Origin of the sequence: Clostridium gasigenes (assembly GCF_017348895.1) — a bacterium.
GTDB classification, from domain to species: Bacteria; Bacillota; Clostridia; order Clostridiales; family Clostridiaceae; genus Clostridium; species Clostridium gasigenes.
This window is the reverse complement of record NZ_CP071376.1, coordinates 1,190,944-1,216,287: the sequence shown is the minus strand read 5'-3', so window position 1 is coordinate 1,216,287 and position 25,344 is coordinate 1,190,944. Positions and strand designations below refer to the sequence as shown.

Sequence of the window (25,344 nt, the reverse complement as noted above, 5' to 3'; positions counted from 1 at the left end):
TTGTTGAAATATGCGGTGGTAGCTCAGTTGGATAGAGTAGCTGGCTACGAACTAGTTGGTCGGAGGTTCGAATCCTCTCCGCCGCACCATTTAAAGGCCTTACTTATAGTAATGTCTTTTTTTTATTACCTTTTTTAGCATTTATAAATATTAGATACTTTCAAAAAAATAATAAATTAAGTTAATAAGTTACTATTTTTTGAATTTACTTATTTTTAAGTAAAATATACATTTAAATTAAAAGTCTCGAAAGAGGCTTTTTTTTATGTTAATTAATAAAAATATAAAATTATGGGGAAATATAAATATAAATATAAATTTAAGGGAGGGATTTTTATAAAAGTCGATATTTTAATAAATCAATTAGATGAACATAATGAAGGAAACATATTAGCAACTAAAAAGTTTCAGGCAAAAGAAGTTATATTTTTAAGATCAACTGATGAAGATAAGGATATAAAGGCTATAAAGACTTATTATGAAAATTATATGTCTAATGTAATTTTTAGTGAAATTATAGTAAAAGAGGGTGATATAAAAGAGTTAACAAAACTGATTATAGATAATAAAGATAAAAATGTTTTGGTTAATTTAACTGGAGGTAAAAGAATTAATTCATTAATTCTTTTAGAATTATGTAATGAGAATTATGTTAAATCTATATATGTAGATATTAAGAGTAAGCATTTATATACTATGGATAATAAAATAGAAATATTAAAAGAACAATTTGGAGACTTAGAAATAGTAGATATAATAGAAGCTTCGGGAGGTTCTATTATAGAGGATTCTACAGATTTATGCCAAAAGAAAGATTTAATATATTTAACAAAACAAATATATAGTAATTTACCTTTGTGGCATAAATATAAACAAAAATTATACGATGCAAATATATTCTCTCATGAGTATAAAGATTCTAAAAAAATAGTTGTAAATATGGAAAACTTACAAAATGAAGAAAAAAATCTATTAAATAAAATTATGAAAAAGCTAATTGAAATGGGAGAAATAGATTGTTTGCATATTAACGATAGTAAAATAGAGGTGTTATTTTTAAATAATTATCTTAAAGCTTTCTTATTTAAAAGTGGAACATGGCTAGAGCTTGCAACAAATATTTTAGTTAAAGAAATACAAGAAGTAGATCAAGTTAAAAATGGAGTTATATTCTTATGGAATGATGATATTAAAGGTGTTAGAAATGAAGTTGATGTGGTTGCTGTAAAGGATTCTATACCAATATGTATATCATGCAAAGATAGTGATAAATATAATGAAAATGCTTTAAATGAGTTAAATGTTTATAGTGCTAAAATTGGAGGGAAAAAGGCATATAAGATTTTAGTATCAACTAAAGAACCAATTAAAGTTGCTGTAAAAGAGAGGGCAAAGGAAATGGGGATAAATATAGTTATATTTGATGGTAACGAAGAGGACTTTAAACGCAAAATAAAAGAAATTATTAAATGATTAGTAATACAACAAATACGTATTTTCAAAATTTGAAATTCTTATTAATTTAATTGATTTATAATAAGGATATAGAAATAAAGGATCTCTAAATAAATAACAAACCAAAGATTTTGGGATGCCTAAAAGTTCTTGTTATAAAATTTAATTAATAGGGGGATTTGAGATGGGAAAGAATGGTTTGAAAATAGTTACTATAGGTGGAGGATCAAGTTACACTCCGGAATTAGTTGAAGGGTTAATTAAAAGATATGATGAACTTCCAGTTAGTGAATACTGGTTAGTTGATATTGAAGATGGGAAAGAAAAATTAGAAATAGTAGGAGCACTTGCAAAAAGAATGGTTGAAAAAGCTGGAGTTCCAATGACTATACATTTAACATTAGATAGAAGAGAAGCTTTAAAGGATGCAGATTTCGTAACAACTCAATTAAGAGTTGGTTTATTACCAGCAAGAGGAAAGGATGAGAGCATTCCATTAAGTCATGGGTTCTTAGGTCAAGAAACTAATGGTGCTGGTGGTTTATTTAAAGCATTAAGAACAGTTCCGGTAATATTAGATATAGCTAAGGATATTCAAGAGTTATGCCCAGAAGCATGGTTAATAAACTTCACTAATCCAGCAGGAATAGTTACAGAAGCATTACTTAGATATAGCGATCATAAAAAAGTAATAGGTGTATGTAATGTTCCAATTGGTTTAGAGTACTCATTTGCTAAACTATTAGGAGTTGAAAATAATAGAGTAACAGTTGATTTCGCTGGTTTAAATCACATGGTTTATGCTGAAAGAATTTATTTAGATAGAGAAGATGTTACGGCAGAGGTTATTGAAAAAATGACATCAACAGATAGTGAAACTCAAACTATGGCAAATATTAAGGGGTTCGAGTGGGATGTTGCATTTATAAAAGCATCAGGATTAATTCCTTGTCCGTACCATAGATATTACTATAAAAAGAGAGATATGTTGGAATCAGAATTAGAGGAATTCAAAAAAGGTGAAACTCGTGCAGAAGTTGTAATGAAACTTGAAAAAAGTTTATTCGAACTTTACAAAGATGTTAACCTAAAAGTTAAGCCGGAAGAACTGTCAAAACGTGGTGGAGCACATTATTCAGATGTAGCCTGTAACGTAATTAACGGTATATATAATGATAAAAACACAATAATAGCTGTGAATACTAAGAACAACGGAAAGTTAAAGCAATTTGATGATAATTCAGCAGTTGAAATAAGTTGTTATATAGGAAAAGATGGACCGGTTCCAGTAGAAACTGTTACAGAACTCCCTATATTTGCACAAGGGTTAACGTCTCAAATAAAATCATTTGAAAGGCTAGCTGCAGAAGCTGCTTTCACTGGGAATTATAACACTGCATTATTAGCAATGATTACAAATCCTCTAGTTTCAGATGATATTAGAGGTCGAGAATTGTTAAATGAAATGTTAGTAGCACATAAAAAGTACCTACCTCAATTTAAAAATGTAATAGATCAAATAGAAAAGGTACAAAGAGCAGAATTTTAATTAAGGCATCTTCAAAATACCCCTACTGTAATTACAGTAGGGGTATTTTTAATTCATATAGAGGCTTCCGTAACGTACATAAATATATTCGATAAGATAAGTAAGCGCATATCTATGAGAATCGATATATACACTAGGCGCTTCTTTATTAGGTAAATATATTATATAATTACTACGCTTTTTATATTCAATATTTATACCTTCAAGGTTTTTATCTTCAGTAATTATTACTACAGTAGCTTTACTATTTTTAATATTATTCCAAAGTTTCTCGTGATATAAAGTAAATCTTCCTGTTGGAGAAATCAATATAGCTAGAGAATTCTCTTTTAATGATTCAGCAAGCTTTTCTTGTTCTTGAACATCAATTGCATGAGATATAAGTTTTCCAACCATAACAAGTTTACGTTGAAGTTCTTGAGCCATTAATTGAGAAAATTGAGTTCCAAATATGCTTACATTTGGAGTAGAAAAAATAAGGTCTATAACTAAATCAACTATTTTTAAATCAAGAGAATTTTTTAAATCTAAAATCTCCTTATCTATTTCTGATGACATGTTATTTAAGATATTCTCACGTGAAATATTTAAGTGCATACCTTTAGCTTGCATAGTGCCTACAGAGTAAAGATTTTTATTAATAAGAGCACTTTTTTTAAATTCTGATAGGCTAGAATAACCAATCTTACGACAAAACCTACTAATAGCAGCAGGGGACGTATAGCAAATATCTGCTAATTTATTTATATTCATATCTGAAATATGATTAATGTTATGAAGCATAGTAGTTGCAATTGTATAGTTAATATCTTCATTTTTGCTACTATTTAAGAATAATAGTAATCTATAAACTAAGTCCCCCAATATAAGGCCCCCTTTAGATAGTCATAAGGCGTTTTTAAGAAATTGGTTATATTATTTCGTCTCCATAAAGTAAGTTTAAAATTGCTTTCCTATGGTTTCACCCATAAAGACTTGAGTTTCAAATCCAAGACCAGATTGATCGAGAATATCTTCATCAATTTCAATGGTATTCTTTTTAAAGAACAATATCGTTGTTGAACCACCGAATTTAAAGTAACCTTTTTCATCACCCTTATTAACTCTTTCATTAGTAGTATAGCTTTGTTTTATAGTACCAACGCAAGTAGCGCCTACTTCTATATGAATAATGTCACTAAAATTATCAGATTTAAATAAGCTCCATTCACGTTTGTTTTGACAATATAATTTAGCAACTCTTTCTAGCGCTATTGGATTTACTGAGTAGTAATTTCCTTTTATAAAGTGATTTTCTAAAGGAACTCCAGAATCTACAAAATGGAATCTATGATAATCAGTAGGACAAAGTCTTAAAACTAAACAAACTCCACCTTCATATTCTTTTGCAATTTTATTATCACCAATTAATTCCGATAGGCTATAAGTAATTCCTTTAACTTGAACTAAGCTATCGGTTGATATATTAGTAAATGCAAAAAGTCGCCCATCTCCAGGGGAAGATAAAATATTTTTATTCATATCTATAGGTCTAGCATTTTTGTGTAAGGTTCTAATAAAGAAATCATTAAATGAGTTAAAATCATCAATGTTTTCATTAGATATATCCATATCAATATTAAAATTTTTAATAAAAGGACCTATTTTTTTCTTGCTTAAAGAAGTATCGCAATAGCTTCCATATATCTTTGAAAAAAACTTTTTCTTTATTAAAAGCTCTAACAAACCTTTTCCAATCGGAGAAGAATAAGACCAGTTTATATAATTTTCCCCAGCAACATTCTCAATTTCATAATTATTAGTTTTTCTATTATAAATTCTAATCATAATCATACCTCTTTTTTAATTAAGACATACTTAAAAATAATTTTTTAGATGCCTAATGATAACTTTCATAATATATATATTAACATAAATTATATGTAAAATTCTTTTTTAAATAATTTTACTTTGGTTTTTAAATATATAGTTGCTATATTTTCACATTGTTAAAATTATAAATTTAATTTACAATAAAATATGTATCTAAGTTAAGTGAAAATTGATAATTATTATTAAAAGATAATGATTTGAAAAAGGAAGTATGATAAACTTGGATAATTAAAGTTTATAAATTTTAATTATAAAAATAAGTGGTTAGAATTACTATAAGATACGTGATATATTTTGGAGGTATTTAATGAAAGATAATATTATAATTATTGATGGTAGAGAAATAGAAATTAATGAGGAAAAAAATATATTAAAATTAGCTAAAGAAAATGGAATAGATATTCCCGCACTATGTTTTTTGGAAGATTGTAATAACATAGGTCAATGTGGAGTATGTGTTGTTGAAATAGAAGGACAAGAGAGACTAGCAAGAGCTTGTTGCATTAAAGCTAAAGCTGGAATGGTAGTAAATACAAAAAGTGTTAGAGTCCAAGAAGAAGTTAAAAGTACTGTTTCATTATTATTGGATAAGCATGAATTTAAATGTGGTCCATGTAAAAGAAGAGAAAACTGTGAGTTTTTAAAATTAGTTATAAAAACTAAAGCAAGAGCATCTAAGCCATTTATAGTAGAAGATAAATCTAAATATGTAGATGACAGAAGTAAAGCAATAGTTTTAGATAGATCTAAATGCGTAACTTGTGGAAGATGTGTGGCAACATGTAGAACTAAAACAGGAACTCGCGCTATAACTTTCCAAAAGGTAGATGGAGAAAGAATAGTAGGACCAGAAGCTTTAAAATGCTTTGATGATACAAACTGTTTATTATGTGGCCAATGTGTATCTGCGTGTCCAGTTGATGCTTTATCAGAAAAATCACATACAGATAGAGTTAAAGAAGCGTTAGCAAATCAGGAAAAACATGTAATAGTTGCAATGGCACCATCAGTTAGAGCAGCAATGGGTGAACTATTTAAAATGGGATATGGAGTAGATGTAACTGGTAAATTATATACAGCATTAAGAAAACTTGGTTTTGATAAAATTTTCGATATAAACTTTGGTGCTGATATGACAATTATGGAAGAAGCTACTGAATTAGTTAAAAGAGTTAAAGAAAATGGACCATTTCCAATGTTTACATCCTGTTGTCCATCTTGGGTTAGACAGGTAGAAAACTATTATCCAGAGCTATTAGTTAATTTATCAAGCGCAAAATCACCTCAACAAATATTTGGAGCTGCGAGTAAAACATATTACCCAACTATTTCAGATATTGATCCAGCTAGAGTGTACACTGTAACTATAATGCCTTGCACAGCTAAAAAGTATGAAGCAGATAGAGAAGAAATGCAAAATAATGGATTGAGAAATATAGATGCAGTAATAACTACAAGAGAACTAGCTAAAATGATTAAGGATGCAAAAATTGATTTTGGAAACTTAGAAGATAGTGAGGTTGACCTAGCCATGGGTGAATACAGTGGAGCAGGAGCTATATTTGGTGCTACTGGTGGAGTTATGGAAGCAACACTTAGAAGCGCTAAGGATTTCTTAGAAGGGGAACATTTAGAAAATATAGAGTATGAAGAGGTAAGAGGTTTAAAGGGAATAAAAGAGGCGACAGTAGAAATTGCAGGACATAATTATAATGTTGCAGTTGTTAATGGTGCATCTAACTTATTTGAATTTATTAATAGTGGAATGATAAAAAACAAGCAATATCACTTAGTAGAAGTAATGGCTTGTCCTGGAGGCTGTGTAAATGGTGGGGGACAACCTCATGTAAGTGCAGATGAAAGAGAAAAAATAGATATAAGAACTGTAAGAGCATCTGTTTTATATAATCAAGATAAGAACTTATCAAAGAGAAAAGCTCATGATAATGTAGCTTTGAAGAAAATGTATGAAACATATATGGGAGAACCAGGACTAGGTAAAGCTCATGAATTACTACATATTAAGTATAATAAATAGTTGCAAAGAGGTATAGAAAATAAGAATACGGACTTATTTTTTTACAATACCTTATTAAAAGAAATACATTATTCAATAACATAAAATTAGGAGCTAAGAGATGTAGTATGAAATATTTAGAAAATGAAAGGAGACTATAATATGATAATTAAACAAACAAACAGAGCGAATAAAGATTTAATAAAGCAAATAAAAAAAGTTCAATCAGTTTGTAAAAAACATGACGAATTAGACGGGGATGTTTTTTTAGATAATAGCATTAATTTTAATTCTGATATGAATAATATATTTGTTTTTTATAAAGATAATAGGCTAGTTAGTTTTATCTCACTATTTGTACCTACGAGCAAAGAAGCAGAAGTATCAGCATACACATTACCTAAATATAGAAAAAAAGGTTGTTTTAAAGAATTACTTAATAAAGTAATCGCTGAAGTGAAAAAATACCAAGTAAAAGATTTATTATTTGTATGTGAACCTCAATCTGTAGATGGAATAGCCGTAGTTAAAAAGTTAGAAGCTGAATATGAATTTTCAGAATATCTTTTAGGATACAATTGTGAAAGTGATAACGCAAAAGTAGGATGTATTAGCAGGTTAGAATTAAATAAATGTAAAACAGAAGATTTAGATAAACTTATAGAACTAAATAAAAAGATATTTAATGAGGATTATCAGCAATCTAAAACCATGGTTGTTAAAACTTTTGAATCAGAAACAAGAGAGCAGTATGTAGCCTCATTAAATGGTGAATTAATAGGAGTTGTTTCTACAAATATTGATGATGGTGAATGCAGCATATTTGGACTTGGGATACTTGAAGAATGTAGAGGCGTTGGTAATGGAAAAGCTATGGTTAGAGGACTATTAAAACAATTAGAAGAAGACCATATTGAAGATATAATAATAGAAGTTGATAGTAAAAATGAAATAGCATATAACCTATATCTATCATGTGGATTTGAAGCTGAAATGACATTTGGTTATTATAGAAAAAGTATTTAGAATTGAATTCAGTAGATAAGATCAAACTAAAAAAGGAACCTATTAAAGAAAGGTGTGACATGCACATTCTCTTTAATAGGTTCTTTATTTATAACTTAATAATTAAATTATAAAGATAAGTATTCGTCATAGCTCATAACTTGATCTGCTATGCTACCATCAGCCTTAATATCAATAATTCTATTTGATATTGTTTGGATGAATTGGTAATCGTGAGATGCAAATAGTAAATTACTCTTATAATCTCTAAGACCATTATTTACTGCTGTAATTGATTCAAGGTCTAAATGGTTTGTAGGTTGATCTACTATTAATACATTCGCATTTGAAAGCATCATTCTAGATAACATACATCTAACCTTTTCTCCCCCTGATAATACATTAGCTTCTTTTAAAGCGTCTTCTCCGGAGAATAACATTCTACCTAAGAATCCTCTTATATAACTTTCTGATTTTTCTTCTGAGTATTGTCTAAGCCAATCAACAAGACTTAAGTTACAATTTTCGAAGAATTCATTGTTATCTAATGGGAAGTAAGATTTAACTATAGTTACACCCCATTTAATTTCTCCAGCATCAGGTTCCATTTCTCCTGCCATTATCTTAAATAAAGCTGAAATTGCAATTTCGTTATCTGCGATGAAAGCTATTTTATCATCCTTGTTAACTCTGAAGCTTACGTTATCTAAAACTTTAACACCGTCAATTGTTTTAGTTAAGCCTTCGACTGCTAATATTTCATTACCAACTTCTCTATCAGGTTTAAATCCAACAAATGGATATCTTCTAGTTGATGGTTGAATATCATCTAAAGTAATTTTTTCTAAAAGTTTTTTACGTGAAGTAGCTTGCTTAGATTTTGAAGCATTAGCACTAAATCTTGCAACGAAGTCTTGTAATTCTTTAATTTTTTCTTCTTTTTTCTTGTTTTGATCTTTTGACATAGCAAGTGCTAGTTGGCTTGATTCATACCAGAAGTCATAGTTACCAACGTATAATTTGATTTTTCCAAAGTCAACGTCAGCCATGTGAGTACATACTTCATTTAAGAAATGTCTATCATGGGATACAACTATTACAGTACCTTCAAAGTTACCTAAGAAGTCTTTTAACCAATTAACAGACTTAATGTCTAAATGATTAGTAGGCTCATCTAGTAGTAATATTCCTGGGTTACCAAATAAGGCTTGAGATAAAAGAACCTTAACCTTTTCTCCACCAGTAAGTTCTGAAACTTTTTTAGAATGTAAATCAGTTGCAATTCCAAGCCCTTGAAGTAATGATGAAGCTTCAGATTCAGCTTCCCATCCGTTCATATCAGCAAATTCACCCTCAAGTTCAGATGCCTTTATACCATCTTCATCTGAGAAGTCAGCTTTTGCATATAAAGCTTCTTTTTGTTCCATTATTTCAAATAATCTTTTATTTCCCATCATAACTGTTTGCAAAACTTCAAATTCATCATATTCAAAATGATTTTGCTTTAAAACAGACATTCTAACGTTAGGAGCAATTGATACCTCACCAGTATTGGGTTCAATTTGACCTGAAAGAATATTTAAAAATGTTGATTTACCAGCACCGTTAGCACCAATAACTCCATAACAATTTCCTGCTATAAACTTTAAGTTAACATCTTCGAAAAGTTTACGTCCGCCAAATCTTAAACTAACATTTGATACATTTATCACTAAAAAACGACCTCATTTCTAAATTTATTTATTACGTTATTATAACATAAAATTAATATCTTTTCATTGGAAGCGTCGAAAAAACAAGAAAATATAATTGACAATGTATAGAAGCAGTGATAGTATTTGTTAAAAGATAACATTTAGGAGAATTAAAATGAGTAATAAAATTGACTTTCAAGCAATAAAAGTTAATAACGCATATTATCTTAGCTATTATAGATAGGCTTTGTATTTATAAAAATAATTATAGATACGGGCCAAGTAACAAATTTGGTTTGTATCTATGATGGTTAAGAAATTTTGCTATACTCAAATTTTTAGCAATTTACCACATAGATAGTTCTATGAGGTTTTTATATTTTAAGGTCTTTTGATTTTAAACCGCATAGTATAAAACTATGCGGTTTTATTTATTTTAGGAATCTTCAAAAAAAAAGGAGAATGGTAGGATATGAAGAAAAGAGAAAATTTCACAAGTAGGACAGGATTTATTATATCTTGTATAGGAGCAGCAGTAGGACTTGGAAACATATGGATGTTTCCTTATAGGTTAGGGCAAAATGGAGGAGGCGCATTTTTAATACCATACTTCATTTTTGTACTTACGTTAGGATCAGCAGGATTAATAACAGAATTCGCATTTGGTAGATCAGCAGAAGGTGGAGCATTAACTGGAATTAAGAATGGGTTTAAAAATAAAGGATTAAAAGGTGGCGCATTAGTTGGAATTATTCCAGCAGTAGGACTCGCTGGAATATTTATATTTTATAACATAGTAGTAGGATGGATAATTAAATACTTAGCTTTAAGTGTAAGTGGAGATATTAATAAAATAGATATATCAACTTATTTTGATAGTTTTTCAGGTAGCTTTGAAACTATACTTTGGACTATGTTAGCTATAGGACTAGCGGTAATAATTGTATGTATGGGAATTTCTAAAGGTATAGAAAAAATTAATAAAATTATAATGCCATTACTTTTTGTAATATTTATATTGCTAGCAATTAGATCATTAACATTACCTGGAGCAATGGGGGGAGTTAAATATTTATTAACGCCTCAATGGGAATACTTATTTAAAGTAAACACTTGGGTAATGGCGCTTGGTCAAGCGTTTTTCACAGTATCACTAAATGGATGTGGAATGGTTGTTTACGGTAGTTATATTAAGAAGGATTTAGACATACCAAGAGCAGCTTTTAGCACTGCTATAATCGGAATTGGAGCATCGTTACTTGCAGCATTTGTTATAATGCCAGCGGTATTTGCTTTTGGATTAGATCCATCAGCAGGACCAGAATTATTATTTATAACAATTCCAATTATATTCAAGGCAATACCAGGTGGACAAATACTAATGATATTATTCTTTATAAGTTTATTATGTGCATCAATAAGCTCAACAATAAATATGTTAGAGGGCCCGGTAGAATCATTTATGGCACAAACAAAATTAAGCAGAAAAAAATCTACTATATTAATAGCAGTAGGATCATTTATATTTTCAATACCATTAAGTTTAAATATGAATTTATTTAACGGGGTCGCAGATTTTATTACAATTGTAGTGTCACCAGTAGCAGCATTGATTGTATTTATAGTATTTTACTACATGTATGATAAAAGAAAAGTACTAGAAGAAATAAATATGGGAGCAGAGAAAAATATGGGGGAGAAATTCTACTTATTTGCTAAATATGGATTTGTAGTTATAACAATTTTAGTTATAGTACTTGGAATAGTTTACGGTGGAATATAAAAAAAATATATTTTCAGATATGATTAAAGGGATGCAAACATTTGTTGCATCCCTTTATAATATTAAAAATTTTTATTTAGGATTCCATAATTACTAGGAGTGGCTAGCATAATTTCATCATCCTTTACTATAAATACATAGCCATCGGTTTCTTTAATAGGAAAAATATTGACATTATCACTTGATACTGATAATCTATATCGATAAGGGAAAGCAGAATTAGTAATCAAGTTTAGAGTGACTACAGAAAGTAAATTATAAAAAGTTAAACTAATAAAAGTGAGCAGCGGTAGGAACTAACTGCTTTCGATGAATGCTCAATTATATAAAAGGAGGAAATATGTATAATGAAAACTAAATTGATTTCTGTGTTATGTGCAGGAGTTCTTATAGCATTCGGACTAACTGGATGCACAACTACAAGAGCATCCAAGTCATCTGAAGATGCTTCAAAAACACGCATTATATCTACTAAATTGGGGGATGTAGAAGTTCCTGCAAATCCACAAAGGGTAGTGAGCTCATATGTTGAGGGTGACTTAGTTGCACTTGGGATAGTACCTGTTGCAGGTATAGCCCCGTATGAATTTAAAGGATCTGCTTTTTACGAAGAGGTGAAAGATGTTACGTTAATAGAATCACTGGAACCTGAAACCGTAATGGCTCAAAAACCTGATTTGATTGTTGTTATATCTGAAGATGATGTAGAAAAAATGTCAAAGATAGCACCTACAGTATTTGTTCCCTTTACAGAATTATCAATGGAGGAACGTATTACATTTTTGGGGCAGGTTGTAAATAAAGAAGAAGAAGCTAAAAAGCTTATTAAAGATTTTAATTATAAGCTTGCAGATGCTAAGAAAAAACTTGATAAAACTGGTATTTTAAATAAAAAGGTAAGTATTTTTGAGGGTGCTGATGAAAGTGGAAGTATTTATGTTTATGGTGATAAATGGGGTCGTGGAGGTGATTTAATTTATAATAAGTTAGGATTTAAGGCTCCAGATGTTATACAAAATGAAATCATTAATGGTGAACAGTATCGTGATATTTCACTGGAAGTTTTACCTGAATATTCTGGTGATTATATAATCTTTGCAAGTGATATCCCAAATAGCCTTAAAGGAAATAGTGTTTGGGGAAATATACCTGCGGTAAAAGAAAATCATATAATACCAATTGATGAAAAGTTGTTTTATTATATGGATATTTATTCAGCAAATGTTCAACTAGACTATTTTGTGGAAAAATTCTTATCGGTTTCTCAATCTAATTAATATTAGAAAGAATTATAAATGTGACAGAAATTGATTTTACAAAACAGTTGTGAAACAAAATCTATTTTTTATCTAGGAGGAAAAAAATGAAAAATAAATTAATAAAACGAATTTACTTATTGTGTGTGGGAATAATTATGGCATTTGGACTAATAGGCTGCACAAACACGGGTACTGCAAAGTCAGATGAGGATGTATCTGTTGAAAACTCGTCGAAAGACGTTTCAGAAAATCGTACAATATCTACAATACTGGGAGATGTAGAAGTTACTGCGAATCCACAAAGGGTTGTTGTACAGTATCTTATGGGAGATGTTATATCCCTTGGAGTTGAACCAGTTGGTATGTCTGAAGTATATGATGGTGCGGCATATCATGAGATAACTAAAGACATTAAAGATTTAGGACACTTTGCAAGTTGGGATCTTGAAGCGGTTATGCTTTTAAAGCCTGATTTGATTATCACTATAGATAAAGAACAGGTTGAAAAGCTTTCTAAGATTGCACCTACGGTTTATGTTCCATATGGAGATATTTCCACAGAAGAAAGAGTGAAACTGATTGGACAAGTATTAAACAAGGAAAAAGAAGCTAAGGAAGTTATTGAAAATTATTACTCCAATATTGAATCATCAAAAAAGAAATTACAAGAAGATGGATTTAAAGATTTAACAATCTCGGTATTAGAAGGTGATGAAAAAAGTATGGGAGTAAAGGGGAAAAAATTTGGTGCAGGAATGGTAGCATACGATGCTCTTTCTCTTAATGCACCAGAAAAAGTTCAAAAAAATATTATTGATAAGGATTCTTTCGCAGAAGAAATTTCCTTTGAAGTTCTCCCAGAGTATTGTGGCGATTTTATTATTCGTAATGTATATGAAGGTGTTGCGGATTTAACTAAAAATGAAATATGGAATTCGCTTCCCGCAATTAAAAATAATCGATTAATTGAAATGGAATTTGGGTTGAGCTATTATACAGATATTTATTCATCAAATGCCCAAGTGGATTATATTACAAATGCTTTGATTGAAGCTAACAGTAATAAGGGACTTTGAAAGGAGATACAATGAAGAGTATAAGTTCTATACAATCAAAAAAAAATGGGAGTCTCAACTTCACCATGTATATGATAGGCGGCGTAGTACTCCTTGTGATCGCAACTTTAGCATCAATTTCATTCGGAGCTGCACAAATGGATTTATCAGTGGCATGGGGCGCAATTTTTAGATTTGACTCTAGTCTCACAGAACATCAAATTATACAAACGCTACGATTTCCGCGTACTGTAGCAGATATGATTGTAGGGGCAAGTCTAGCAGTAACAGGTGCAATTATGCAGGGAACTACTCGAAATCCCCTTGCGGACTCTGGGTTGATGGGTATTAGCTCTGGAGCAACTTTTGCAATGGCATTATGTTTTGCTTTTTTACCAGGACATAATTATGGTCAAACTATGCTCTTTGCATGTCTTGGAGCCGCAATAGCAACTGGTTTAACGTATTTAATTTCATCTATGGGGAAAAGAGGTATGACACCCCAGCGACTTGTTTTGGCAGGGATGTCTATATCTATGCTTTTCGCAGCCTTAAGTTCTGCAGTTGCAATTAAGTATAACATCGGACAGGCGTTAACATATTGGACAGCAGGCGGTACAGCTAGTGCAAAATGGGGCGAACTACTTGCAATTAGCCCTTTGTTTTTAATAGGGACTGTGGCGGCAATTATTATCTCGCCTTCAGTCACTGTACTTAGCCTTGGAGATGAAGTTGCGGCAGGGCTTGGGCTTAATACAACGGGAGTCAAATTAGTTTCCACTCTCATTGTATTAGTACTTACTGGACTTTCCGTAGTAGTGGTTGGTCCTGTTGGTTTTGTTGGTCTTATAGTCCCTCATATAGTGCGTTATATGGTAGGTGTAGATTATCGATATATTATTCCTGCATCTGCATTGTATGGAGCTGGTTTTTTTGTTGTAGCGGACTTACTTGGTCGGCTAATTAACCGACCTTATGAAACACCTCTAGGCGTTATCTTTGCTATTGTAGGAGTGCCATACTTTCTTTATCTTTCGAGAAAGCAAAGGAGGGAATTTGAATGAAGAAGCAAAGGTATACCCTTGGGAAAGGAGTGTTTACGCTATCAATTCTTTTTATACTTATAGTGACTGTATCGATTTTTAGTATTAATTTTGGAAAAATGAATCTATCTCCGGAGGCAGTAGTAAATGTGCTTTTAGGTAGAGGTACTGAGGCACAGAACCTTATTGTATTTCAGTTTCGTATGCCTCGCATCGTGCTTTCTATACTTGTAGGTATGGGTATGGGGGTATCGGGATGTATTATGCAGAGCTTGTTAAAAAATGATATGGCAAGCCCTGGTACTCTTGGAATTAGTTCTGGATCTGGATTATTTATGCTAATTTTTGTAGCTGTGTTTTCGGTTAAGGGATATTCATCTAGATTTATGCTGCCTATAATGTCCTTTCTTGGAGGGATAAGTGCTGCTTTACTGATTTTTATATTATCATATCGGAAGGGTAAAAATATATCTCCAACGGGACTAATTCTGACAGGAGTTGCTATGAGTAGTGGATATGGAGCTCTATCACTACTGTTGACACTTAAGCTTGATAGAACACAGTTCGAGTTTGTTCAGAGGTGGCAAGCTGGAAGCTTGTGGGGTACTGATTGGAAATATATTGCGATATTGCTCCCTTGGATACTGATAATATTTTTATATGTTTTTTATAAATCACGAATGCTAAATATATTGAATTTAGGAAATGAGACTGCTACTGGATTAGGAGTTATGGTGAAAAAGGAGTTTTTAGGATTATCTCTAGCATCAGTGGCGTTGTCTTCTGGTAGCGTGGCACTGGGGGGAGATTTCTTCTTTGTAGGAATGATTAGTCCTCACTTAGGACGTAAACTAGTTGGCCCTGATCATAAGGTACTTATACCTGCTTCTGCACTAATTGGGTCACTAGTTGTACTAGCTGCAGATACAATAACTCGTACGGTAAGTTTAGGTGCGGATATTCCAACGGGTATTATTATCACCGTTTTGAGTACTCCATACTTTCTTTACCTACTGGCTAAATCGAATTAGGGAGGGGATAGAGATGAACAGTATTGTAACAAATAATTTAGATATATCTTACGATGAAGCATTGATTGTAAAGGCGTTAGATATGAATATTCCTCATGGGAAGATAACATCTATTATAGGTCCTAACGGATGTGGTAAGTCCACGGTGTTAAAGGCTGTGGGGCGAATCTTAAAACCCAAAAACGGCTTAATTTATTTGAATGGAGAAGATATTCATAATTTATCTACAAAAGCTATTGCTCAAGCAATGGCTGTGCTTCCTCAAACACCAACAGCTCCTAGTGGATTAACAGTGGAGGAACTGGTAGCTTATGGACGCTTTCCTCATCAAAAAAGATTTGGAAGGCTTACAGCGGAAGATAATAAAATTGTTAAATGGGCAATTGAGATAACAAAGCTTACGAAGCTTGAACATCGAGAAGTAGATACACTTTCGGGGGGACAGAGGCAGAGAGTATGGATAGCCATGGCTCTTGCACAGCAGACAGATTTGATCCTTCTGGATGAACCAACAACCTACCTTGATCTTTCACATCAATTAGAGGTATTGGAGCTTCTATATTGTTTAAACAAAAATCAAGGTTGTACAATTGTAATGGTTCTGCATGATTTAAATCTTGCGGCGCGTTTTTCCGATTATATGATTGCAATTAGAGATGGTGAAATAATAAAGGAAGGAACTCCAGAAGAGGTTATGACTGTTCCTGTGTTAAAGGAAGTATTCACTATAGATGCGCAAATTATTAATGAACCCATTACGAAACGGCCGGTGTGTATTACATATAACTTACTAAAATAAGGGAAGGAGGTTATCTTTTGAATGTTTGTCTAAGAGTTCTGAAAGGTGCAAAAAAATATTGGATTTATATCTTTGTCGGCATGATTTCTGTAATTATATCTACACTACTTCAACTTTATTCTCCTTGGGTAATTCGAGAGCTTACAGCTCTTGCTACCAACGGCGATTCAGAAATTGCGTCTAAATCACTTGGAATGGGACTAACATTGCTTGCAACATACGTTATGATGTGGGTTTGTTCTTTTACTAGAGGGTATTTCACTCACTATGCTGCATATCACTATGTTGCAGATTTGCGTACAGATTTGTATAACAAAATGCAACATCTTTCCATGGAATATTATAATGATAAGCAGACAGGTAATTTAGCTAGTCGCATAATGAACGATGTGGTTAATACTGAACTTTTAATTGCGCATGCTATACCTGATTTGATAGTTAATGCGTTAACTTTTCTAAGCGTTGCTATAATTCTTTTTTTAATTAATGTTAAATTGGCTTTTATCAGTATAATTGCCATTCCATTTTTGATGGCTGCTAATGTTGGATATTCTAAATACGTTCTTCCTCAATGGCGTCTGAATCAAGAGGCACTTGGAGACTTAAGTGGTGCCCTTCATGATAATCTTTCAGGAATGAAAGAGATACAGGTATTCAATCAACAGGATTATGAAACAAAAAAAATTGCGAAGCTTGCACGTAGACAAACTAATGCTTTTCTTAATGCTACAAAAATGGGTGAACTTTTTCATCCTTCTATTGTGTTTCTTAGCTCGATAGGTTCTGTAGCTGTTATTATTTACGGAGGATATCTTAACTCTATAGGGGAGGTTTCTATCGCAGATATAGTAGGATTTATTATGTATCTTACACTGTTTTATCAACCAATTACTAACTTGTCTACAGTTAACGAAAACCTAAACAATGCTATTGCTGGCTGTGAACGGGTATTCGAGGTTATAGATGAGGTTTCTAGTGTACAGGAAAAGTTGAACCCAATAGAATTAAATAATGTAAAAGGAACAGTGGAATTTTGCAACTTGACATTTCATTATAACCCTGTTTTACCAGTGCTTAGTGGACTCAATCTAAAAATCAAGCCAGGTCAGACGGTGGCGCTGGTAGGTACAACAGGAGTAGGAAAAACTACAATTGCTAGTTTGCTAAACCGTTTTTATGATCCTATAGAAGGTGAAATAAGAGTAGATGGCATCAATATTAGAGATGTATCTCTTAAAAGTCTACGTGAAAATGTAAGCATGGTGCTTCAAGATACTTTTCTATTCAACAGCACAGTATACGATAATATTGCTTACAGCTGTAAAAATGCATCACGTAAAGAGGTAATAGAAGCATCTAAAGCAGCCAATGCCCATGGATTTATAGAAACATTGGAGAATGGTTATGAAACCATTATTGGAGAACGTGGAGTTCGCCTATCTGGAGGACAGAAACAAAGGATTTCTATTGCACGAGCTTTACTACGAAACGCTCCTATTCTGATTTTGGATGAAGCAACATCTTCGTTGGATAGCAAAACAGAAATTGAAATTCAGAAATCTTTAGAATACTTGTTTAAAGGGCGTACAACACTGGTTATTGCTCATAGACTATCCACAATCTATTCAGCAGATAAGATTGTAGTTCTGGATGGAACCGGTATTGCCGAGCAGGGGACTCATGATGAACTTTTGAAAAAAGGCGGTTCTTATGCTGATTTGTATTCTATGCAAGATTCATAAGCATGGATAACTTGAAACTAATTAAAGGGATGCAAACATTTGTTGCATCCCTTTATAGTATTTAAAATTTAAATATTATATTTTAAATATGTTTATTTTATCAGTTAGAGATATAGATACATTATCCATATTTTCAGCTAATAAGGCTAATTCATCACTAGAAGCCATTAGTTCCTCAGAAGCTGCTGCGATTTCCTCAGCAGAAGCTGAAACCTCTTCAGAAACGGCTGAAACTCCATGAAGTTTATCGTTTATTATACTATTAGAGTTATTAGCGTTATCTAAAGAATTTTTAGTTTGGGTCATTAAAGGTGTAATATCATTAATTGAAGAAATTATGTTTTCAAAAGCTTGGAAAGTATTTGTTGTAATTTCTTCTTGGTTAGTTAATAGATCTCTAACACTTTTAGTAGTATCTATAACATCGGTAGTTTCTTTAGAAATAGATTTTATAAGGCTTAATATTTTCACGGAAGAACTTTTAGATTCTTCAGCAAGGTTTCTGACTTCATCAGCAACTACTGCAAAGCCTCGGCCTTGTTCTCCAGCTCTTGCAGCTTCTATAGCAGCATTAAGTGCAAGGAGATTTGTTTGTTCAGAAATTGAATTTATAACATCAGTAATACTTCCAATTTGAGAAACTGTACTAGAAAGATCTGAAATCTTTACAACCACTGTGTCAAAGGACTCAGCAAGTGTTGTAATAGAAGTTTTTAATAAATCTATAGAATCTTTACCTAGAATAGCTTTATTTTGAGACTCATTGGCCTTTGTAGTTACGTTTAAAAGATTAGACTCAACAGTTTTAATATCATTATTGAAGTCATCTAAAATTGACATTATATCCATAAGCTCTGAAGCTTGATCAGTAGTACCTTTTGCTACATCTTGAATAGCAGATGCAACCTCACTAGCTGAAGTAGACATTTGAAGAGCACTATTTTTCAAGTTTGAAGAATCTTCAGATACAATTAAGGAAGTATCTTTAACTCCTTTTATTGTGTTTCTTAAGCTTTCTAAAGTTGTATTAACATGTGAAGACATTAGAGCAATTTCATCATTACCTTTAATATCAAGTAAAACTGTGAAATCTCCTTTGGATACATGGTTCATAGCATTTGAAACATTTAATATAGGAGCAGCAATTCCTTTTGATATAATTAATGCAAGTAATAAAACTACTATAGTAACTAAGAAAATTATAATAAGCATAGTTTTCGTAATTGAATCACTAGTGGCTGTAAGTTCATCCATAGGTAGTGTAGATATGTATGTCCATCCAAGATTTGGATCAGTTTTATAAGACATCTCTTTAGTAACACCGTTATAAGTGTACTTGCTTAATCCGTTAAGATTTTTAAAAACTTCAGTAGATTCATCTATTTTAAGAAAATTTTGATTTAAGATTTCATCGTTATTAGGATGTGCTATCATAGTTCCATCATCTTGTACTATAAATACAGAACCATTAGTTCCTATTTTCACATCTTTAATATAAGAGTTTGATATGGAAGTTAAATTTATAGTAGATAATAAAGTTCCTTGTAATTCATTATTTTGTATTATAGGAACAGCTATAACACTAATAGGATTACCAGAACCTATACTTTTTTTCACTTTTGAAACTTGGATCTTTTTAGTTTCTTTTAAAGATTTATAATAATCCATAGTGGATAAGTCTTTACCAACTAAACTTTCAAGCGAGTCAAGAATAACAGTACCATTTTTATCTAAAACTAAAAGTGTTTCCAAGTCAGAAAAACGTTCAATATCAGACTTAAATCTAGTAGTTATTTTCTCTTTCTCCTCAGGAGAAGAGCCCTTGGCATTAATAGTATTAAGATATTTGGTAACATCATTTCTTAGCGAAATATCAGTACTTATATTTTTTAAGAGGTCAATGACATCACCTATACTATTACTAGTAGTTGTAGTAATGCTTTCTAATTGTTCAGTAGAATCCTCAAAAGTATTAGTTTTAACCATATAGTTACTTATAACTCCAAATAGTATTAATGGAAGTAATGCAAAAATAGTAAAAAGCGCAATGAATTTAGATTTTAATTTCAATTTTAATTCCTCCCTTTTAAGTTTTAATATTAAATTTATATACTAATATTATCGTATAAATAATTAAGCTACTTAATAGAGAAAGTAATATGTATTTTTTTACTATAAAAACAATTTAGAATATTGTAAATTTATGTTATTATTTATATATAAGAAATATGTTGAAATAAAATTAATGCGATTAAGGAGAAATTATGGATTGTTTAAGATGTAATACAGAAATTAAATTTTTAAAAGAATATAGATTTGATAGTCAAGATAGTAATAGAGGGTTATTTAAAGCTATTTTTGATATTGAAGAGCACTTAGTGTTTGATATTTATGTTTGCCCAAAATGTAAAAAAGCAGAATTTATATACAAGAATAATTTAAGTGGAATGGAGTCTATGATGGATATGTAAATATTAAAAACTACATATTCATATTCATATTCATATTCATATTCATATTCATATTCATTACAGTTATCTTTCAATAATGAAATGTTATAATAATATTATGGTAAAATCATTGATTGTTAGAGATCAATTTAAGAAAATAGGTATAAAAAAACAGAAGGAGTATGAATTATACACCTTCTGTTTTTGATTTATAAATGACTAGAATTATAAGAAATATGTGTAAACACATATAAAGTGACTTAAACTACCTAGAATAATGAATATATGAAAAATTTCGTGGAAGCCAAATGCCCCAAATTGAAGTTTCTTTGGTTTTAAACCATATAAAACACCACCAATTGTATAAAGCACACCACCAACTACTAGCCATATTACAGGAGCTGGGCTTAGTGCTAATGATAATGGTTTTATTACGAAAACTGCACTCCAACCCATCGCTATATACAAAGCTGTTTGAAGCCATCTTGGGCAGTCAAACCAACACATCTTAAATATTACACCTGCAATTGCAACACAGACCATTACTGTAAAGAATATATTTCCTGTTCGGTTACCAAGTCCTATTAGACAAAAAGGAGCATAAGAACCTGCAATAAGTATAAAAATCATAGAATGGTCTAATCTTCTAAAACCTTTAATAACTTTATCTGTGGAAATAACAGAGTGATAAGTGGCTGATACAGTATATAAAAGTATCATGCTAACACCAAATATAATAACGGATACTAAGCCTTTTGTAGAAACATCATTTGAAATTCCTTTGATTAACATTACAACAAGAGCAAAAACTGCAAGTATTGCACCAATCCAATGAGTTATACTATTTACTGGTTCTCTAAAAAATTTATTCAAAATTTACACCCCTTACGTCACCATGTAGTTATGGTAACTATGTTTTGTTATATACATATTATCTGCTAATGAATTCAGATAGTCAAAGTCTATATAAAGCAGTTTTAAGTAAAATATTGATGTTTTTAATAGTTTTACTTGAAATATCTAGCAGATACTATTATTATTAATATATAGGCGATAACAAATAGTTATCAAAACTACGTGGAGGCGATTATGTATAAAGAAGAATTAATAGCAAAATTTCAAGAATTAAAATTAGAAGAACAAATAACATTAGAAGATATACCAGAAATAGATTTATATATGGATCAGGTAATACAATTATTTGAAAGTAATTTAGGATCGGCCAAGAGAACAGAAGAAGACAAGGTGTTAACAAAGACAATGATTAATAATTATTCTAAAGCTAAGTTGTTAATGTCTGTAAATAATAAAAAGTATAGTAAAGAGCATCTTATATTAATGAGTATTATATATAACTTAAAGGGCTCACTTTCAATAAATGATATAAAAAGTTCAGTAAGCAAAATAGTTGAGAGTAATGAAAGTGAAGAAAAGTATAAATTAAGAGATGTATATGAATGTTACTTAGCTCAATATAAGGATGATTTAGTTGATGTTGAAATATCATTAAGTGAAAAAGCAGATGCAATTGAAGAAAAAATAAATGAAAAGGATGGGACAACAACAGATTTTGATAGAAACTTTTTACTTTTATGTTCAATGGTAAATATGAGCAATATGTATAGAAGAATTAGTGAAAAGCTTGTGGATGATTACTTTAGTAAATTAGTAGAGAAGCATAAGTAAAGGAAGGTGATTAAGATGAAGAATTCAGAAATGTTAAAAAAAGATTTAGATAGAATAGATGGCAAAAGTTATAGATTATATAAGGAATTAGAAGGCCAATATGATTTTGGAAACTATACTCTTAGTATAGATCATGTTCAAGGTGATCCTTTTGCATCTCCATCAAGAGTTAGGGTAATAGTGAATCAAAAGTTTGCAGGTTTTCCAAGTGAACTTTTTAATAATAAACATAAAAACATTGCAGTAGCAGATTACTTAATAAGACAATTTTATTCTAATATAAACAAATGTGGAGAAAAGGCCTTTGGGTCAGGTAAAAGTGGTTTAATATCTATAAGTAAATGTCCACAAGAAATATTAGAAAGAACTTCTGTTATTATAGATAATAGTAAAATAGAAGCAAGGTTTTATGTCGGGTTCCCAGCAAGAGGAAGAAGTGTTTTATCAAAGGAATTGGAAAAAATATTATACAATGTCATTCCAAGTATAGTAGATGAAACTTTAATACATAAAAATATAAATAAAGAAGAATTAATAAATAGAGTTAAGCTTGTAGAAGATCAAGAATTTATAAGACGTGAATTAAGTAGTAAGGGTTTAGTTTCATTTGTTGCCAATGGATCTATGTTACCAAGGGAAAGTGGAGTTTCTACAAAAGCATTAAAAGCTGGGAAGGTATTTTTATCACCACAAAATTTAGAAGTAGAATTTAATACACCTAGTAGGGGAATAATTAAAGGGATGGGTATTAAAAAAGGTATAACACTAATAGTTGGTGGTGGATACCATGGTAAATCAACATTGCTTAAAGCTTTAGAACTTGGTGTGTATAATCATATTGAAGGTGATGGAAGAGAATTTGTTATAACAGATGATTCAGCATTAAAAGTAAGAGCAGAAGATAGCAGATGTATAACTAAAACAGATATATCACTATTTATAAGTAATCTTCCAAATGGGAAAGATACTAGAGGGTTTTGCACAGAAAATGCAAGTGGAAGTACATCACAGGCTGCAAACATAGTTGAAGGCATAGAAAGTGGAGCTAAGTTATTCCTAATTGATGAAGATACTTCAGCTACTAATTTTATGATGAGAGATGACTTAATGCAAAAATTAGTATCTAAAGAAAAGGAGCCTATTACACCGTTTATTGAAATAGTTAAACCAATTTATGAGCAAATGGATATTTCAACTATAATAGTAGTAGGAAGCTCAGGAGATTTCTTTGATATAGCAGATTGTGTAATTCAAATGGATAACTATCAGACAAAAGATGTTACAAAAGAAGCGAAGGAATTAAGTAAAGGACATATTTTAGAAAGAATTAAAAATAGAAAATTAAAAATAGATATTAATTTTAATAGAGTAGTAAAAAGAGGATCTATAGAAGAGGGTCCAAAAGGAATTAAGATTAAAACTATAGGCGTAGATACAATAAGCATTAATAGAGAAGATATTAACTTAAGAGCAGTTGAACAAATAGTGGATATAGAGCAGCTTAATGCAATAGGATCAATGATGAAATGGGCAGAAAAAAATCTTATGGGTAAAGAATTAATACTTAAAGATATTAGCGATAAAATTATAGCTGAAGTTTGCAAAGGTGGATTGATGTCCTTAGATAATGTAAAAGGTGGAACAGGAAGTTTAGCAATGCCAAGAAAGCAAGAACTAATGGCTGCCTATAATAGATATAGAAAATTAAAGATATAATTGGGTTTGTTGAGTAATTATAAGATAATAAATATGAGAGGGGAAGCGAAATGAGTTTAACAAGAATTAAAGTGAGATATGCAGAAACAGATGCTATGGCAATAGTTCATCATGCTAATTATTATATATATTTTGAGGTTGCAAGAGAAGATTTAATTAAGGAGTTTGGAATTTCGTATAGAGAGATTGAAGAAAGTGGGCTTATGATGCCACTTGTAGAAACACAATGCAGATATATGGATGCTGCTAAATATGATGATGACTTAATTGTAGAAGCTTCCATTGATGAAATAACCTCTATAAAAGTTAAAATAAAATATATTGTAAGAAGAGAAGTAGATAATAAAATTTTAGCTAAGGGAAGTACTCTTCAAACATTTGTAGATAGTGAAACTTTTAAGATAATTAGCTTAGAGAAAACAAATATAGATGTATGGAATAAATTTACTGGGAAATAAAATAAAAAATATATGCATTTAAGTATGTGTTATAACAAATGAGGGAAAAAACAAAATGAAAAATAAAATATTAATTTTAATAAGATTATTTGTAGGATTCGTTTTTTGCGCAAGTTCAACAACAATAATGTTAAATTCGAATTTAGGACTATCACCATGGGATGTTTTTCATCAAGGAGTTTCAAACGTGGTAGGAGTCACTATAGGACAAGCAAGCATAATAGTTAGTATTGTTTTTGTTATTATAGGAATGATGCTTGGGCAAAAATTAGGATTAGGTACAATATTAAATATGATAATAGTTGGAAAACTTATAGATGTAATTATGGCTATGAATATTATACCAGTAGCTACAAATATTATAAGCGGTATTATTATGATGATAATTGGAATGCTAGTTATGGGATTTGGATGTTATTTATATATAGGATGCGGGCTAGGTTGTGGGCCAAGAGATGGTGTTATGATTGGGCTTAGTAAAAAAGTAAAGAAACCAATTAAATATGTTAGAACAAGTATAGAAGTAACAGTTTTAATACTTGGATATATATTAGGTGGAAATGTAGGTGTTGGTACACTAATAAGTGCAATAGCACTTGGTTATAGCATGCAATCAATGTTTAAATTATTTAAATTTGATGCAATAAAAGTTAATCATAAATCATTAATTGAGAGTATTAATTTTTAAAAGATAAAAGGGGGCATAAGTTTTAAAACTTATGCCCCCTTT

At 30.8% G+C, this 25,344-nt stretch carries 21 protein-coding genes and 1 tRNA gene; 17 read left to right on the top strand and 5 right to left on the bottom strand.

The window, feature by feature from the left end:
• The first annotated feature begins 12 nt into the window (after positions 1-12).
• The 3 genes from J1C67_RS05935 (at position 13) to J1C67_RS05925 (ending at position 3,004) form a co-directional block, all read left to right on the top strand.
• Positions 13-89 (top strand) — tRNA-Arg (locus J1C67_RS05935).
• A 202-nt stretch (positions 90-291) separates the two neighbouring features.
• Positions 292-1,473: a Card1-like endonuclease domain-containing protein gene (locus J1C67_RS05930; protein ID WP_207713931.1), complete on the top strand. Its 1,182-nt coding sequence runs from the start codon at positions 292-294 to the stop codon at positions 1,471-1,473.
• 166 nt (positions 1,474-1,639) lie between these two features.
• Positions 1,640-3,004, top strand: coding sequence for a 6-phospho-beta-glucosidase (locus J1C67_RS05925; RefSeq protein WP_167866974.1), 1,365 nt, complete (start codon positions 1,640-1,642; stop codon positions 3,002-3,004).
• A gap of 48 nt (positions 3,005-3,052) precedes the next feature.
• On the opposite strand, the gene J1C67_RS05920 is transcribed toward J1C67_RS05925, so the two are convergent.
• Together J1C67_RS05920 and J1C67_RS05915 are read right to left on the bottom strand one after the other, a co-directional pair.
• Positions 3,053-3,868: a MurR/RpiR family transcriptional regulator gene (locus tag J1C67_RS05920; RefSeq protein ID WP_167866975.1), complete on the bottom strand. Its 816-nt coding sequence runs from the start codon at positions 3,866-3,868 to the stop codon at positions 3,053-3,055.
• 75 nt (positions 3,869-3,943) lie between these two features.
• The gene (locus J1C67_RS05915; protein WP_167866976.1) at positions 3,944-4,831 is read right to left on the bottom strand and encodes a phosphatidylserine decarboxylase; all 888 of its coding nucleotides are present in this window, start codon (positions 4,829-4,831) and stop codon (positions 3,944-3,946) included.
• Positions 4,832-5,183: 352 nt separating this feature from the next.
• On the opposite strand from J1C67_RS05915, the gene J1C67_RS05910 reads away from it, so the two are divergent.
• Together J1C67_RS05910 and J1C67_RS05905 are read left to right on the top strand one after the other, a co-directional pair.
• Positions 5,184-6,914 (top strand): ferredoxin hydrogenase, encoded by a 1,731-nt coding sequence (locus tag J1C67_RS05910; protein WP_167866977.1) that lies wholly within the window; start codon positions 5,184-5,186, stop codon positions 6,912-6,914.
• Positions 6,915-7,055: 141 nt separating this feature from the next.
• Positions 7,056-7,919: a GNAT family N-acetyltransferase gene (locus J1C67_RS05905; RefSeq protein ID WP_167866978.1), complete on the top strand. Its 864-nt coding sequence runs from the start codon at positions 7,056-7,058 to the stop codon at positions 7,917-7,919.
• A 107-nt stretch (positions 7,920-8,026) separates the two neighbouring features.
• Here J1C67_RS05905 and J1C67_RS05900 read toward each other — a convergent pair whose 3' ends face one another.
• On the bottom strand, positions 8,027-9,610 hold the full coding sequence (locus J1C67_RS05900) for an ABC-F family ATP-binding cassette domain-containing protein (protein WP_167866979.1): 1,584 nt from the start codon (positions 9,608-9,610) through the stop codon (positions 8,027-8,029).
• 454 nt (positions 9,611-10,064) lie between these two features.
• On the opposite strand from J1C67_RS05900, the gene J1C67_RS05895 reads away from it, so the two are divergent.
• The 7 genes from J1C67_RS05895 (at position 10,065) to J1C67_RS05865 (ending at position 18,304) form a co-directional block, all read left to right on the top strand.
• Positions 10,065-11,375: a sodium-dependent transporter gene (locus J1C67_RS05895; RefSeq protein WP_167866980.1), complete on the top strand. Its 1,311-nt coding sequence runs from the start codon at positions 10,065-10,067 to the stop codon at positions 11,373-11,375.
• 347 nt (positions 11,376-11,722) lie between these two features.
• Positions 11,723-12,652 carry an ABC transporter substrate-binding protein gene (locus J1C67_RS05890; protein ID WP_207713932.1) on the top strand — a complete coding sequence of 310 codons (930 nt, stop codon included), beginning with the start codon at positions 11,723-11,725 and terminating at the stop codon, positions 12,650-12,652.
• A 137-nt stretch (positions 12,653-12,789) separates the two neighbouring features.
• A complete protein-coding gene (locus J1C67_RS05885; RefSeq protein ID WP_167866981.1) occupies positions 12,790-13,710 on the top strand; it encodes an ABC transporter substrate-binding protein in 921 nt (306 codons plus the stop codon).
• Positions 13,711-13,721: 11 nt separating this feature from the next.
• Positions 13,722-14,753, top strand: a complete 1,032-nt coding sequence (locus J1C67_RS05880; RefSeq protein WP_167867071.1) for a FecCD family ABC transporter permease — start codon at positions 13,722-13,724, stop codon at positions 14,751-14,753.
• Complete coding sequence (locus tag J1C67_RS05875) at positions 14,750-15,763, top strand: FecCD family ABC transporter permease (RefSeq protein ID WP_167866982.1); 1,014 nt, start codon at positions 14,750-14,752, stop codon at positions 15,761-15,763. Before J1C67_RS05880 ends, J1C67_RS05875 begins: the two co-directional genes overlap by 4 nt.
• A gap of 13 nt (positions 15,764-15,776) precedes the next feature.
• Entirely contained in the window at positions 15,777-16,562 is a 786-nt protein-coding gene (locus tag J1C67_RS05870) for an ABC transporter ATP-binding protein (protein WP_167866983.1), read from the top strand.
• Positions 16,563-16,579: 17 nt separating this feature from the next.
• The gene (locus tag J1C67_RS05865; RefSeq protein WP_167866984.1) at positions 16,580-18,304 is read left to right on the top strand and encodes an ABC transporter ATP-binding protein; all 1,725 of its coding nucleotides are present in this window, start codon (positions 16,580-16,582) and stop codon (positions 18,302-18,304) included.
• 75 nt (positions 18,305-18,379) lie between these two features.
• On the opposite strand, the gene J1C67_RS05860 is transcribed toward J1C67_RS05865, so the two are convergent.
• A complete protein-coding gene (locus J1C67_RS05860) occupies positions 18,380-20,374 on the bottom strand; it encodes a methyl-accepting chemotaxis protein (RefSeq protein WP_167866985.1) in 1,995 nt (664 codons plus the stop codon).
• A gap of 194 nt (positions 20,375-20,568) precedes the next feature.
• Between J1C67_RS05860 and J1C67_RS05855 the strand changes: the two genes are divergently transcribed.
• Entirely contained in the window at positions 20,569-20,775 is a 207-nt protein-coding gene (locus J1C67_RS05855; protein WP_167866986.1) for a hypothetical protein, read from the top strand.
• A 204-nt stretch (positions 20,776-20,979) separates the two neighbouring features.
• Here the strand turns inward: J1C67_RS05855 and trhA are convergent, their stop codons facing one another.
• Entirely contained in the window at positions 20,980-21,627 is a 648-nt protein-coding gene (gene trhA, locus J1C67_RS05850) for a PAQR family membrane homeostasis protein TrhA (protein ID WP_089969654.1), read from the bottom strand.
• Between the two features lie 216 nt (positions 21,628-21,843).
• Between trhA and J1C67_RS05845 the strand changes: the two genes are divergently transcribed.
• The 4 genes from J1C67_RS05845 to J1C67_RS05830 are packed head-to-tail and all read left to right on the top strand — an operon-like array spanning position 21,844 to position 25,302.
• Complete coding sequence (locus J1C67_RS05845) at positions 21,844-22,440, top strand: DUF1836 domain-containing protein (RefSeq protein WP_089969658.1); 597 nt, start codon at positions 21,844-21,846, stop codon at positions 22,438-22,440.
• 15 nt (positions 22,441-22,455) lie between these two features.
• Positions 22,456-24,156 (top strand): ABC-ATPase domain-containing protein, encoded by a 1,701-nt coding sequence (locus tag J1C67_RS05840; RefSeq protein ID WP_167866987.1) that lies wholly within the window; start codon positions 22,456-22,458, stop codon positions 24,154-24,156.
• Positions 24,157-24,206: 50 nt separating this feature from the next.
• A complete protein-coding gene (locus tag J1C67_RS05835) occupies positions 24,207-24,614 on the top strand; it encodes an acyl-CoA thioesterase (RefSeq protein WP_167866988.1) in 408 nt (135 codons plus the stop codon).
• Between the two features lie 55 nt (positions 24,615-24,669).
• Entirely contained in the window at positions 24,670-25,302 is a 633-nt protein-coding gene (locus J1C67_RS05830; RefSeq protein WP_089969668.1) for a YczE/YyaS/YitT family protein, read from the top strand.
• The last annotated feature ends 42 nt before the right edge of the window (positions 25,303-25,344 follow it).

Coding starts and splice junctions, on each gene's coding strand:
- J1C67_RS05885 (WP_167866981.1), top strand. CDS start 12,790: ATGGCATTTGGACTAATAGGCTGCACAAACACGGGTACTGCAAAGTCA.
- J1C67_RS05905 (WP_167866978.1), top strand. CDS start 7,056: ATGATAATTAAACAAACAAACAGAGCGAATAAAGATTTAATAAAGCAA.
- J1C67_RS05910 (WP_167866977.1), top strand. CDS start 5,184: ATGAAAGATAATATTATAATTATTGATGGTAGAGAAATAGAAATTAAT.
- J1C67_RS05845 (WP_089969658.1), top strand. CDS start 21,844: ATGTATAAAGAAGAATTAATAGCAAAATTTCAAGAATTAAAATTAGAA.
- J1C67_RS05870 (WP_167866983.1), top strand. CDS start 15,777: ATGAACAGTATTGTAACAAATAATTTAGATATATCTTACGATGAAGCA.
- J1C67_RS05925 (WP_167866974.1), top strand. CDS start 1,640: ATGGGAAAGAATGGTTTGAAAATAGTTACTATAGGTGGAGGATCAAGT.
- J1C67_RS05830 (WP_089969668.1), top strand. CDS start 24,670: ATGAAAAATAAAATATTAATTTTAATAAGATTATTTGTAGGATTCGTT.
- J1C67_RS05840 (WP_167866987.1), top strand. CDS start 22,456: ATGAAGAATTCAGAAATGTTAAAAAAAGATTTAGATAGAATAGATGGC.
- J1C67_RS05855 (WP_167866986.1), top strand. CDS start 20,569: ATGGATTGTTTAAGATGTAATACAGAAATTAAATTTTTAAAAGAATAT.
- J1C67_RS05880 (WP_167867071.1), top strand. CDS start 13,722: ATGAAGAGTATAAGTTCTATACAATCAAAAAAAAATGGGAGTCTCAAC.
- J1C67_RS05835 (WP_167866988.1), top strand. CDS start 24,207: ATGAGTTTAACAAGAATTAAAGTGAGATATGCAGAAACAGATGCTATG.
- J1C67_RS05890 (WP_207713932.1), top strand. CDS start 11,723: ATGAAAACTAAATTGATTTCTGTGTTATGTGCAGGAGTTCTTATAGCA.
- J1C67_RS05895 (WP_167866980.1), top strand. CDS start 10,065: ATGAAGAAAAGAGAAAATTTCACAAGTAGGACAGGATTTATTATATCT.
- J1C67_RS05930 (WP_207713931.1), top strand. CDS start 292: ATGGGGAAATATAAATATAAATATAAATTTAAGGGAGGGATTTTTATA.
- J1C67_RS05915 (WP_167866976.1), bottom strand. CDS start 4,831: ATGATTAGAATTTATAATAGAAAAACTAATAATTATGAAATTGAGAAT.
- J1C67_RS05875 (WP_167866982.1), top strand. CDS start 14,750: ATGAAGAAGCAAAGGTATACCCTTGGGAAAGGAGTGTTTACGCTATCA.